The sequence below is a fragment of the Streptomyces sp. NPDC057854 genome (genome assembly GCF_042797055.1).
GTDB lineage: Bacteria > Actinomycetota > Actinomycetes > Streptomycetales > Streptomycetaceae > Streptomyces.
Map to the genome: position 1 here is coordinate 115379 of NZ_JBHVMF010000011.1, position 12410 is coordinate 127788.

Consider the following 12410-nt stretch of genomic DNA (forward strand, 5'->3'; position numbering starts at 1 on the left):
TGCTCATTTCAGCCGGGGGTCGAAGGCGTCACGTGCGGCGTCGCCGAGGACGATGAAGCTCAGGACGGTCGCCGACAGGAAGAGTGCGGGGAAGACCAGGAGGTGGGGGTGGTCGAGGACGAAGGCCTGGGCCGCGTTCAGCTGGAGCCCCCAGGAGACCTCGGGGTACTGGAGTCCCACTCCCAGGAAGTCGAGCGTCGCTTCGCCCGAGATGACCGCTCCGACGTTCAGCATCGCGACGACGACGACCGGGGTGATCGCGTTGGGGAGGATGTGGCGCACCATGAGGCGCGCGGGCCGGGCTCCGAGCATGCGGGCGGCCCGTACGTAGTCGGCGTCGGCCAGGGCGATGACCTGGGAGCGCATGATGCGCGTCATGGTCGTCCAGCCCAGCACCGTCAGGACGAGGATCATGGCGCCGAGGCCGTGGTCGGGGAAGGCGACGAGGATGACGGTGGCGCCGAGCACGAAGGGGAGTCCGAAGAAGACGTCGGTCACCCGGGAGACGACGGCGTCGAGCCATCCTCCGTAGAAGCCGCAGAGCAGTCCGAGCACGACGGCGATCAGGAGGGAGGCCGCGGTGACGGCGAGGCCGGCGATCAGGGAGGGGCGGGTGCCCCGGATGACCTGGGCGAGGTAGTCGCAGCCCTGGAGGTCGAATCCGAAGGGGTGGCCCGCGGAGGGTCCCTGTTTGGAGCGGGCCAGGTCGCAGCGGTCTCCTCCTTCGGTCAGCAGCGAGGTGAGGACGCCGGGCGCGAGCGCCATCGCCGTCATCAGCAGGAGGATGATCAGCGCGGCCCACACGGTGGGTCGCGCCCGCAGTTCGAGCCAGGCGTCCCGGCTGAGGGACGCCCGCTCCCCGGCCGGTGGGCCTGCCGGGTCGGGCGTCGCGGGTCGCTCCGCGGTGTCGCCCGCGGCCTCCAGGGTTCTGGTGGTGTCAGTCATGGCGGATCCTCGGATCGAGCAGCCCGTACAGCAGGTCCACGAGCAGGTTCGCGAGCAGGAAAACGAGCACGAGGGCCGTCGTGGTGCCCACGACGACGGGGCCTTCGCGCAGCTGGATGGACTGGAAGAGCTGCTGGCCGACTCCGGGCAGGTTGAAGATGTACTCGGTGACGATCGCGCCGGCCATCAGTCCGCCGAGCTCCAGCCCGAGGAAGGTGACGACGGGGATCAGCGAGTTCCGCAGGGTGTGCCGGACGACGACGCGGCGACGGCTCAGCCCCTTGGAGTGGGCGGTGCGCACGTAGTCGGCCCTGAGGTTCTCGATGAGGGAGCTGCGCGTGAGCCGGGCGACGTAGGCGAGGCCGAAGGAGGCGAGGACCAGACCGGGCAGGAGGTAGGCGAGCGGCCATCCGTCCTCGGTTCCGGCCACCGGCAGCCAGCCGAGCTGGACGCCGAGGACGAGCTGGGCCAGGTACCCGACGACGAAGACCGGCACGGAGATGACCAGGGTGGTCCCGAACAGCACCGCGCTGTCGTCCCACTTGCCCTTCCGGAGCCCGGCCCAGACGCCGAGGGCCATCCCGAGGACGACTTCCAGGACCCAGGCGGTCAGGCCGAGCTGCAGCGTGACGGCCCATCGGTCGGCGAGCAGTTCGGAGACGTCGCGGCCGGTGAAGGTGGTGCCGAGGTCACCGGTCAGCAGGCCGGTGAGGTAGTGCGTGTACTGCACCCACAGGGGGTCGTCGAGGTGGTAGCGGGCGCGCAGTTCGGCGAGGACCGCCGGCGGGACGGGTTTGTCGCCGGCGAGCCCCTGGATGGGGTCGCCGGGCAGGACGAAGACGAGCGTGTAGATGAGGAAGGTGGTGCCGAGGAGTACGGGCAGGGCGTGCAGCAGGCGGCGGACGGCGAATCTCCACACGACGGACGGCCCCCAGGGGTTGGTCTGTGCGGGGCACCGGGTGCTCCGCGGAGGGTCGGTTGCGGCGTCAGTCGCTGACGGTGACGCGGTCCAGGTGCAGGCCGGCGGCGTACGGGTCGATGATCACGTTGTCGATCCGGTCGCTCCACGCCGACTGGTCCTGCCAGTTCCAGAGCGGGATGTACGGCAGTTCCCGCAGGGCTATGTCCTCCGCCTTCTGGTACGACGCGATGGCCTGCGGGCCCTGTGCGGCGTTGCCCTCGGCCACGAGGGCGTCGAACTCCTCGTTGCTCCAGCCCGTGCGGTTGCCCGGGTAGTAGAGCCCGTCGAGGTAGTTCTGGATGCTCGGGTAGTCGATCACCCAGTTCTGCCGGAAGGGGCCCTTGTTCTTCCCTCCGTTGAGCAGGGCGGAGAGGTCGGCGGGGGCCATCTTGCGGAACTTGACGTCCTGGATGCCGAGGTTGCCCTTGAGTTGGTTGGCGATCGACGTCATCCACTGCTCGTAGGTGGGGTCCGCGTTGGAGAAGTGGAGTTCGAGGGGGCCTTCGAAGCCGCCGGCGGCCTCGAAGAGCTGCTTGGCGGCCACGGGGTCGTACGCGCAGGTCCGGCCGCAGGCGTCCGTCCGGTGGCCGGGGATCATGTCGCCGACGAGTGAGGTGGCGGGCTTGTAGACGCCGTTGTAGATGGCCTGGGTGATGCCCTTGCGGTCGATGGCCATGGAGAGGGCCTTGCGGAGGCGGGGGTCGGTGAACCGGGGGTCCTTCACGGGCAGGCCGAGGTAGTCCATGGTGCCGCTGGGCCGGATCGAGAAGCGCTCGCCGAAGAGGCGCTTGGCCTGCGCGGAGTTGGCGGCGGGGACGGTGGTGAGGACGTCGACGTTGCCGGCCTGGAGCTCGGTGAAGGCGGTCTCGCGGCTGGTGTAGATCTTGAAGTCGACGCGGTCGGCCATGGGCTTGCGCGGCCCGCGGTAGCCGGTGAACTTCGCCAGCCGGATCTTCTGGTTGCGCTCCCAGGCGCCGTCGATCCGATAGGGGCCGTTGCCGATCGGAGCGACGTCGGCTGCGTCCGGGTTCGCCGTGGCCGCCTTGGGCAGGGGGGCGAAGGCGGGGAAGGAGAGCAGCATGGGGAACTGTCCGAAGGGTGCCTTCAGGGTGACCCGGAGGGTCGTCTCGTCGAGCACCTGCAGGCCGGACAGGGTGCGCGCGGAGGGCTTGGCGCCCTCTTCCGGGGGGTTGAGGGCGTCGTATCCCTTGATCTGGGCGAAGTAGTAGTTCGCGTCCCAGGCGTGGGGGCCGTAGGCGGCGGCGTTCCACGCGTCGGCGAAGCTGGCGGCCGTGACCTTCTCGCCGTTGTGGAAGGTGGTGCCCGGCCGGAACTTGATGGTCCACACGACGTTGTCGGTGGTGCTCCAGGAGACGGCGGCCAGCGGCTTCACGCTGCCGTTCTCGGGGTCGAGCGCGGCGGGCGGGTCGAACAGCCCCTGCAGGACCTGGAGGGAGTAGCTGCTGGTGGTGCGGCCCGGCAGGAGGTGGTCGGGCTCCGTGAGCGCCACCGAGTAGGCGCCGCCGGGCTTGCCGGGCGCGTTCTTCGGCTTCGCCGGCCCGTCGGAGCCGCAGGCGGTCGCCGAGGCGACGAGGGTGAGGACGGCTGTTGCCGCGAGGGCGGTGGAACGGCGTGGATTCATGGTGCGCGGTACTCATTTCGGGAAGGGTGGCCCGGTGGGGGCCGTGAGAGGCCGTCGCGTGCGGTGAAATGGGCGGCACTTGGGGAGCGGTTGGGGCGACACGGTAGGGACCCGGACGACGGACGGACGATCGACGGAATGTCCACGCACGGCGGAGCAGGGTGGACATCGAGTCGCTGCCGCCGCGGGTACGGCGGGACGAGCATGGGCGCGGCGGCCCGGCCGTGGACCGCCCCTTCTCGACCCACGGGGGTACCCGGACACGGAAGCCTTCGCACGCTCACGGCGCGTGCGGGAGCGCGGGCCCGAGCCACGCTCGTGGTGCGGTCGCCGCCCTCACACACACGAAACAGAAGATACATACAGCAGCGCCAGGCATCCATAGTTACGCCTGTTACGCCAACGGCCGACTCCAGGACCCCCCGCCCCCGCGCCTCCTGTCCCCCGTCACCTCGCCCGCGAAGGCAGCCATGACACCGATGCGCACCACCGGTTCCCCGGTCTCCTCCCCGCTCCCCCGCCGCACGCTCCTCGCCGCCGCCGCGGCCGGCTGCGCCGCCGCGCTGGCGTCGTCGCCGGCCGGTGCCGCGGTGCCCCCCGTCGACCCGGTCAGGCGGCAGATGCGCGGGGTGTGGATCGCCTCCGTCGTCAACATCGACTGGCCGAGCCGCACCGGTCTCGACGCCGCCGCCCAGCGCGCGGAGTTCACCCGGCTCGCGGACGACGCCCTCGCCCAGGGCTTCAACTCCCTGTTCGTCCAGGTCCGGCCCACCGCCGACGCCTTCTGGCCCTCCCCGCTCGAACCGTGGTCCCAGTGGCTCACGGGCACACAGGGCCGGGACCCCGGTTACGACCCGCTGGGCTTCATGGTCGAGACGGCGCACGAGCGCGGCCTCGCGTTCCACGCCTGGTTCAACCCCTACCGCGTCTCCATGCAGGCGGACCCGGCCGCGCTGGTGCCCGGACATCCGGCGCGGGTCCACCCGGGGTGGACGGTCTCCTACGGCGGCAAGCTCTACTACGACCCCGGCGTGCCGGCCGCCCGCCGCTTCTGCCAGGAGGCCATGCTCGACGCCGTCCGCCGGTACGACATCGACGGCGTGCACTTCGACGACTACTTCTACCCGTATCCGGTGGCGGGTTCCGACTTCCCCGACGACGACACGTTCCGGACGTACGGCACCGGTTTCGCGGACAAGGCGGCCTGGCGCCGCCACAACGTCGACCTGATGGTGCGGGAGATGCGGGACGCCGTACGGGCCGCACGCCCGGAGGCGCTCTTCGGCATCAGCCCGTTCGGCGTCTGGCGCAACGCCACGACGGACCCGCTCGGCTCGCGCACCGCGGCCTTCCAGTCGTACGACGGCCTGCACGCGGACACCCGGGGATGGGTCGAGCGCGGCTGGCTCGACTACATCGCGCCCCAGGTGTACTGGCACATCGGGTTGCCCGCGGCCGATTACGCCGTCCTCGCCCCCTGGTGGGCCGACGTGGTCCGGGGCACGGGCACGGAGCTGTGGATCGGGCAGGCGGTCTACAAGTCGGGGGCGGCGGGGCAGCCCGCTCCGTGGCAGGACGGCAGGGAGCTGACCCGTCACCTGACGCTCAACGCCACACTCCCGGAGGTGGGAGGCGACCTCTTCTTCAGCGCCAAGGACGTCCGGGCGGACCGCGTGGGGGACTTCGCGGCCATGCGGCTCGCCCACTGGCAGCGGCCCGTCCTCGGCCCGCTGCCGGTCCGGCTCGACGGGGGCCCGCTTCCGCGGCGGCCCACCGTCGAGGTGCGCCGGGACACCGGGACCGGCGCGGTCACCCTGCGCGTCACCGCCAGCACCCGCGGCGGGAAGGACGTCCCGTTCCGCTACGCGGTGCACCGGTTCCCCCGGGATCCCGGCGGGCGCCCGCAGGCCGGGAACTCCTCGCTCGTGGCCGTGATCCCCGGCGGGAGACAGGCCGTGCACGTCGAGCAGGACCCGACGGGAGACTCCTGGTACGCGGTGGCCGCCGTCGACCGCGTCCAGCGTCAGGGCAGGCTGTCGCGCCCCGTGTCCTGACCCGCGTACGCAGCGGTGGCCGCTGCCCGCGGGCAGCGGCCACCGCACTCCCCCCGTCCCCCCGTACCCCCGTGCCCTCATGCCCTCGGGTCCGCACGGACGGTCCGAGGTGGTGGACGAAAGGTCGACAGGCGCAGCCCCGTGATGGACCATGCGTCCCATGCCTCTCACCGTTCGTGATCTGCTGGCCATCCCCTCGCTCCGTCTCAGCCTCGTGGCAGGCGGCGCGGGGCTCGGCCGAGTGGTCGAGGCGGCGCACGCGACCGAGAACACCCGACCCGCCGCCTGGCTCGAAGGCGCCGAAGTCGTCATGACCAACGGGCTGTTGCTCGCGGCCGACGAGCCCGGTTACGCCGCGTACGTGCACGAGCTCAGTGCCGGCAAGGCCGCTGCCCTCATCGTGGGCACAGGTCCCGGAATGCCGTTGCGGAGCGTTCCCGAGGACCTGAGCAGACACGCGGAGGACGCAGGGTTGCCCCTGCTCACCGCTCCCCCGACCGTCTCCTTCGCCTCCATCACCAAGGCGGTGTTCGCGGCCCGCGCGTCCGAGGAACGGCGCCTGCTGGAAAGGACGTTGCGCACGCAGCGCCGGCTGTCCTCCGCGGCCGCCTCCGGCGACGGACTGACCGGCCTGCTCTCCTCCTGGCACCAGGCGGTCCACTCGGGTGTCGCGGTCTGCGACGCGGCGGGCCGCCTCCTCGGCGCGGCGGGGACCGACGGCCCGGAACTGCTCGCGAACGCCGCCGCCGTGCTGGAGACCGTCGCCCTGCACGGCTTGCGGGGAAGCGGCGGCGCGGACCTGCCGTGCGGAAGGCTCGTCGTCCAGCCGCTCGGTACGACCCGGCTGCGCGGCTTCCTGGTCCTGCTCGACGCCGACTCGCCGGAGGCACGGCTGCTGATCAGCGTCCTCGTCTCCCTGCTCTCCGTCGAACTGGAGCGCCGTCACCTGGCGGACGAGCCGCAGCGGCGGCGCCGCGCCGCCCTGCTGGCCCGGCTCTTCCATCCCGACGTCACCGCCGACCAGGCGAGGGCCCTGCTGCGGACGGCCGACGTCTCCTCGCCCTCCGTCCGCGCCGTGGCCGTCCACGCGACCGGCGAACCGGTGGAACTCGCGGCGGACCTCGCGCTGGCGGTTCCCGGAGGTCTCGCGCGCGTGACCGGGGAGACCGTCGAGCTGGTGGTGCCGGAGGAGGTGGACACCGCGGCGGTGCTCCGCCGCTTCGCCACCGGACTGCCCGCGGGGATAGGACCGGCCGTGGCCCCGCAGCACGCGGCACTCTCGCTCCGGCAGGCGATCGCCCTGCTGTCCTCCAGCACCGAGCTGGGGCGGCCCGTGAGCGCCTCCGAGGCGGGTTCGGTCAGGCTGCTGATCGGCCTGGGCAGTCCCGCGACCCTCGCCGCCTTCGCCGACACCGTCCTGGCCCCGCTCGACGCCGCCGACCCGGGCGGGGAACTCACCGAGACCCTGCGGGTCTGGCTGGAGACGAACGGCTCCTGGGCCGAGACGTCGTCCCTGCTGGGCCTGCACCGGCACACCGTCCAGAACCGCATCGAGAAGGTGGCGCGGCTGACGGGACGGCAGCAGGACCGGGCGGAGGACCGGGTCGATCTGTGGCTGGCGCTGACGGCCCGAGCGGTGGGCGGCCCCCCGGCCCACCAGCAGAGGAACGGGAACACCCTTCCCTCAAAGGGCTAAACGGTCCAGGCCGCCGACGGAAGGTTCGACATCACGTCGATGTCGGTTCCGGCCCGTCGACTCCTACGGTACGCCTGCCGGTCGGGCCTCCTGGCCGAGGTTCGGGGAGGCTCCGCCCGCACACACCCCGACCGCGTCGGGCCGCCGAGGCCGGCCGTCACCGGAACGGAGAGGACCGCCCATGCTCCCTGCTTCCGCCACGACCCTCGCGGCGCGCCCGTCCCCCACGAAGATCCGCGCCCTGGTCCCCGTGCCGCTCGCACGCTCCTGACCCGTACGTTCCGACCGGCTTCTTCTGACCGGTACGTCCCGGCCCGCTCCGCACGCCAGGCCCGGCACCCCTCTGATCGTCCTGCCCGCACGGCCCGCCCCGGGCGGGACCGCACCGTCCCGTCCCTCACGACAAGGAGTTCCCGCATGCGTTTCCGGTCCGCCCTGACCGCTCTGGCACTCGTCCTCGGCGCTCTCTTCGCGCCGGGTGTCGGCGTCCTCACCTCCGCCGGCGACGCCCACGCCGTCACCAAGATCAGCCACGCCACCGCGACCTCGATGTTCCGCAGCTCCGGCATCACCTGGTCGTCCTCCGGAGGCTGCTCCGACCGGTACAACTCCACCTGCACGTCCTTCGAGCAGCTCAACCTCGCCACCGCCCAGGGCGCCCAGACCCTCAAGAGCGCCAGCGGCTGCGCCCTCAACATCACCGGCGGCACCGAGACCGGCCACGCGAGCGGCACCTACTCGCACTGGAACGGCTACAAGCTCGACTTCAGCAAGTACACGTGCCTCGGGAACTACATCAAGAACACGTTCACCTACATCGGCGTCCGCGGCGACGGTGCCCCGCAGTGGCGCTCCGGCGCCGGCAACGTCTACGCCGACGAGGGCAACCACTGGGACGTGACCTTCTACAACTGCGGCGGCTGCTGAACCCGCCGCCCCACCGCGCGCGGGTCCCCCCAGCCCGGGGGCCCGCGCGCCCGTAACCGTCAGCCTGACCGCACATGGAGGAACAACGTTGACCCCCGAAGTCTCCCGCCGCACCGCACTCCTGACGGCAGTCGGCGGTGCGCTCGCCCTGTCCGCCCTGCCCTCCGGAGCCGCGCAGGCGGCGTCCCTTCCGGCGGCGGCCCGCGGAAAGCCGTTCGTGACGAACCCCCGCGAGACCGGCGCACTCTACGACGCCGACGCCGCCCGCACCGCGCACGGGGAACCGCTGAACGCCGCCGTCGGCTGCGCCACGGGACGCGGAGGCCGGAGCTGATGGCCACGTTCGTCACCCGCGCCCAGTGGGGCGCCCGCGCCCCCAAGAGCGTCAGCAACAGCATCACCCCGGCACAGGGGGGCGTGGTCGTTCACCACGTCGACGCCGTCAAGGTCGCCGAGGCCGACCACGCCGACTGCGCCGCGCAGGTGCGGGGCATCCAGAACTACCACATGGACCAGAACGGCTGGTCGGACATCGCCTACAGCCACCTGGCCTGCGTGCACGGCTACCTCTTCCAGGGGCGGGGCGAGAACGTCCGCACCGCTGCCCAGGGCACCACCCAGGGCAACGACGACTGGTACGCGGTCTGCGCCCTGACCGGTGGCACCGGGAGCGACTACGACGCCGTCACCGCCGGGCTGATCGACGCCATCCGCCACGGGGTCAACCGGCTGCGGGTGTCCGGCGGTGCCGCGCCGGCCATCACCGGCCACCGCGACCACCACGCGACCGGCTGCCCGGGGAACCTGTACTCCCGGGTCATCAGCGGCGAGGTCAACCCCGGCGGCGGCCCGCTGCCCTATCCGGGGGTCGCCTTCCGGCAGTCCCCGGTCACCGTGCACGCGAGCGTGGCCACCTGGCAGTACCGCATGAACAGCGCGCACGGTTACCGCCTCACCGTGGACGGGCAGTACGGCCCCGGCTCCGACGCGGCCTGCCGAAGCTTCCAGTCGAGCAGGGGCCTGACGGTGGACGGCGTCGTCGGACCCGCGACGTGGGGGGCGACGTTCGCCTAGAGCGGCGCGCGCCAGGGGGCGACGGTGTCCCGCACGGTGGTCCCGTGCGGGACACCGTCGCGCCGCGTCCGGAGACTGGGGAGACCCTGTAACGGGCGGTGCATCCGCCGGGGTTCAGAGGTTCAGGGACGCCAGACAACGAGAGCCGGCGCCACTGAGTCGCAGCACTCTCGGCGGGAATGACGACGTCAGGGTCCTCGATCTCGTCCCCTGCTCCGCCCGTGGCGAGGGGCCGGCTAGGTGCGGAGGGGAGTCAGACAGGTGCCGTCGGGCGCGCCGGCGCGCAGCGCATCGGCGGCGTACGGGTCGAACCGCTTGCCGCCCTTCACCGCGGCTGCTTCCTTGGAGAAGAGCGGATGGATGAAGCCGTCCTCCGGCGCGGTACAGGCGTCGTTGGCGATCACGTGCCGGGAGGGGCCGAGCACCAGCTTCCCGTCCCTCACCGTCGCGCTCAGTTGTCGCCGTACGACCACCCTGGCCACTTCTTCGCGGCCGGGGCGAACCTCCCAGCCGCCCTCCGCCTTGATGACGGCGTAGACGAAGGTGTAGTCGGCGTGCACGAGAAGTTCCCCGGCCGGCGTGGCCTCGTAGGTCATGGAGCCCTGGGCCCTCGTGTCCTTCAGGACGCGAACCTCAGCCGGATCGAAGCGGGTGAACGTCCCCAGGGGGCTACGGCTCTCCGTCGGACGGGCAAGGGCGGCGTCCAGTTCGAGGCGGGCGGGATCGCCGGGGGCGAGAAGCGCGAAAGCCCTCTCGGGGCGCTCCCCGGCCAGCACCTCGTCGGAGACATTGGCCTCTCTCACGAAGTCGCGCATCGTGTTCAGAGCGGTTGTCACCTGGGCCGTGCTGAGACCGCCGACGGGGCGGACCAGGGCGGGGGGCAGCATGCTGCTCGCCACGTCGGTCCGGTCCCAGCGGGCGGCGGGAGAGCCACGAAAAGGGAGGCCCGTGTGAGTGGCCAGGCTTCGGGCCACGTCGCCTCCTCGAGGAGACCCGGCGCGAACGGCTCGTGCGCGGGCCGCTCGCCGGCCGTGACGTCGTACAGCCAGAACGCGAAGCCACCGGCCAGGACCACCCCCGCCCCTGCCCACAACCCGATCTTGCGACGCCGTCTGACACGGTCCTGCCGCACCCGCTCCTCGCGGTCCGGGTCGTTCTGCTCGGCCTTCAGCCGCGCCGCGTACTCCGCAGCATCGATGGACATGCACTCCCCTCCCCTGGCCGCCGACTCGGCGACGCGGAGAGATCTTGCCATGAGCGTGACAGCGCATCCGCGCAGGTCCACTCCGAGCCCGCCGAACCGGCAGTGCTCGCCCGCGTTCCCTTCCCGGCCGGGGCAGCGGCGGGGCCCGAGCAGACTCTCGGCGATCGCACCGCGCGGTCCGGCGGCGTCCGTGACGAATCGCCGTCGAAATGTCGAGATGGTGCTCACCACGGGACGGATCCGGGACCGATGCGGGCACCATGACGAACCAGAACCAGCAGGTATGCCCTGTCCCGCTGTGAATGGCGGCCTCGCCGCAGCGCGCGCGAGCAGGGGCGCCGCAGGCTCACAGCCGATGAGCTCAGTTGGAGCGGCGGCCGGTCCGCTCGCGCCTGATCAGGTCGTTCACGCCGAAGCCCCGGCCTGCACGTGCCGCAGCGACCGTATCGTTCCCGCGAAGAGCTCGAAGCGCGGCGACGCAGGTACTGCGGGAAGCTCCCCTATCTGCTGACGCCGCCGCGCCCAGCGCGATGTCATGCCGTGCCGCGCCGCTGCGGATCGTGCGCCTGGGGCTCGCTGGCTTCTCGACGCGCACGTGGCCCAGCCCCTGTAGCGCGACATCGGGCGCGGCAAGGACCTCGCTCAGGAGACCGTCGGCGGCGGCGCCCGGCTCCGCGGAATCGGGTGACCGACCGGCGCCCCGATCCGCGCGCCCCCGGCGCGCGCCCTGAGTACCACTCCGCACCACAACAACGTCCGCTCGGGACAGATGCCGCATCCCGGCGTGCCGGATCCTTTCGTCTACAGAGCGTGAAGCCGGGCGCAGTTTTTGCCCGATGTGGCGGCGGCAAAGTGGGGCGAGGAAGACACCCCATCTCACGGAGAGAAACACCTTGACGAACAACAAGAAGGCGGGCGTCGCCGCGCGTGCCGCCCTCGCCGTGTCCGCAGCCCTCGCCCTCGCCCTGTCGGCTGCGGCTCCCGCCGCCGTAGCCGCTCCCGCAGCTGATCCTCACGGGCTCTCCTGCGAGAAGGGCAAGCACAACATCGACGACTACACCGGCTGGGCGCTGTGCACCAACGTCGGAAGCGAGCCCATCACCTTCTGGGTCCACCTGGTCTGCGGCTGGTCGTCCGACGTGGACGGTGAACGCATCCGCCTCGAACCGGGCGACTCCGGCCAGTCGACCGCCCACTGCTCAAGCCTGGGCTCGGGCATCGGGGAGATCCAGGTCCGCTCCGCCTGACCACGGGCACCACCACCAAGGACGTACCTCGGGCAGGCGCGCGGGGTACGTCCTTGAACCTGTCAGCCGAGGCGCGGCGGGCACGGGCAAACCGGCGGGCGGCCCGCGTGGATGGCGGTCACCCTTCGAAGTCCTGGCCTTGCGCCTCCTGACCGTGGGGACGAGGTCGCGGCGCCGACCACTTCACCGGGCCTTCTCCTGGACCCGTAGTGTGGCGACCGTGGACATGCTGACGATCATTGAGGACCTGGCGGAAGAAGCCGAGCGGCAACTTCATGAGCAGATGTGGGTACCGGCCCCGTCTGATCGCGCCATCGCGGCGAAGGCCGCCACCGAGCTGGCCACAGCCGTCGGTACTCCTGAGGCCCAGCGGGCGCTGTCCGAGATCGACCGGCTGGCCCATCTGCGAGAAGCGCTCGCCGCTCTCGCCATCGCCCTCGCCCATGTGCACGGACGCCTGGCCTGGTTTTTCGGCGCAGCGGCCACCGCCCTCACCCCGGTCCTGCACTGGCGCGCCCTGGCGCCTGAGGACGGCCCGACCTTCGGAGCCGTACAGCCGACCCTCCAGCAGTACGCGGAGGCCGAGGACGCCATCCGCCGGCTTCGGCGCACCCTCGCGGGCATCGCCACTGCCTGACACCACCTCCGGGGCCTGGTGTA

At 71.9% G+C, this 12410-nt stretch carries 11 protein-coding genes; 7 read left to right on the plus strand and 4 right to left on the minus strand.

Features of this window, described 5'->3' with window-relative positions:
• Positions 1-3 precede the first annotated feature (3 nt).
• The 3 genes from ACFVQZ_RS17890 to ACFVQZ_RS17900 all read right to left on the minus strand — a co-directional run bounded on the left by ACFVQZ_RS17890 (position 4) and on the right by ACFVQZ_RS17900 (position 3548).
• Positions 4-945, minus strand: coding sequence for an ABC transporter permease (locus ACFVQZ_RS17890; protein WP_383623618.1), 942 nt, complete (start codon positions 943-945; stop codon positions 4-6).
• Complete coding sequence (locus tag ACFVQZ_RS17895) at positions 938-1864, minus strand: ABC transporter permease (RefSeq protein WP_030495716.1); 927 nt, start codon at positions 1862-1864, stop codon at positions 938-940. The genes ACFVQZ_RS17890 and ACFVQZ_RS17895 overlap by 8 nt, the downstream gene beginning before the upstream one ends.
• 67 nt (positions 1865-1931) lie before the next feature.
• Complete coding sequence (locus ACFVQZ_RS17900; protein ID WP_383623622.1) at positions 1932-3548, minus strand: ABC transporter substrate-binding protein; 1617 nt, start codon at positions 3546-3548, stop codon at positions 1932-1934.
• Positions 3549-4018: 470 nt separating this feature from the next.
• Between ACFVQZ_RS17900 and ACFVQZ_RS17905 the strand changes: the two genes are divergently transcribed.
• The 5 genes from ACFVQZ_RS17905 to ACFVQZ_RS17925 all read left to right on the plus strand — a co-directional run bounded on the left by ACFVQZ_RS17905 (position 4019) and on the right by ACFVQZ_RS17925 (position 9299).
• A complete protein-coding gene (locus tag ACFVQZ_RS17905) occupies positions 4019-5602 on the plus strand; it encodes a glycoside hydrolase family 10 protein (RefSeq protein WP_383623624.1) in 1584 nt (527 codons plus the stop codon).
• Positions 5603-5762: 160 nt separating this feature from the next.
• On the plus strand, positions 5763-7298 hold the full coding sequence (locus ACFVQZ_RS17910) for a PucR family transcriptional regulator (RefSeq protein WP_383623627.1): 1536 nt from the start codon (positions 5763-5765) through the stop codon (positions 7296-7298).
• Positions 7299-7715: 417 nt separating this feature from the next.
• Positions 7716-8225, plus strand: a complete 510-nt coding sequence (locus tag ACFVQZ_RS17915; RefSeq protein WP_383623629.1) for a hypothetical protein — start codon at positions 7716-7718, stop codon at positions 8223-8225.
• A gap of 88 nt (positions 8226-8313) precedes the next feature.
• Positions 8314-8559 (plus strand): hypothetical protein, encoded by a 246-nt coding sequence (locus tag ACFVQZ_RS17920; protein WP_383623632.1) that lies wholly within the window; start codon positions 8314-8316, stop codon positions 8557-8559.
• Positions 8559-9299, plus strand: coding sequence for a peptidoglycan-binding domain-containing protein (locus tag ACFVQZ_RS17925; RefSeq protein WP_030496302.1), 741 nt, complete (start codon positions 8559-8561; stop codon positions 9297-9299). Before ACFVQZ_RS17920 ends, ACFVQZ_RS17925 begins: the two co-directional genes overlap by 1 nt.
• A gap of 236 nt (positions 9300-9535) precedes the next feature.
• Here the strand turns inward: ACFVQZ_RS17925 and ACFVQZ_RS17930 are convergent, their stop codons facing one another.
• Positions 9536-10273, minus strand: coding sequence for a hypothetical protein (locus ACFVQZ_RS17930; protein WP_383623635.1), 738 nt, complete (start codon positions 10271-10273; stop codon positions 9536-9538).
• A gap of 1123 nt (positions 10274-11396) precedes the next feature.
• Here ACFVQZ_RS17930 and ACFVQZ_RS17935 point away from each other — a divergent pair.
• Both ACFVQZ_RS17935 and ACFVQZ_RS17940 read left to right on the plus strand, forming a co-directional pair.
• The gene (locus ACFVQZ_RS17935; protein ID WP_030496304.1) at positions 11397-11750 is read left to right on the plus strand and encodes a hypothetical protein; all 354 of its coding nucleotides are present in this window, start codon (positions 11397-11399) and stop codon (positions 11748-11750) included.
• Positions 11751-11976: 226 nt separating this feature from the next.
• Positions 11977-12387 carry a hypothetical protein gene (locus ACFVQZ_RS17940; RefSeq protein WP_383623885.1) on the plus strand — a complete coding sequence of 137 codons (411 nt, stop codon included), beginning with the start codon at positions 11977-11979 and terminating at the stop codon, positions 12385-12387.
• The last annotated feature ends 23 nt before the right edge of the window (positions 12388-12410 follow it).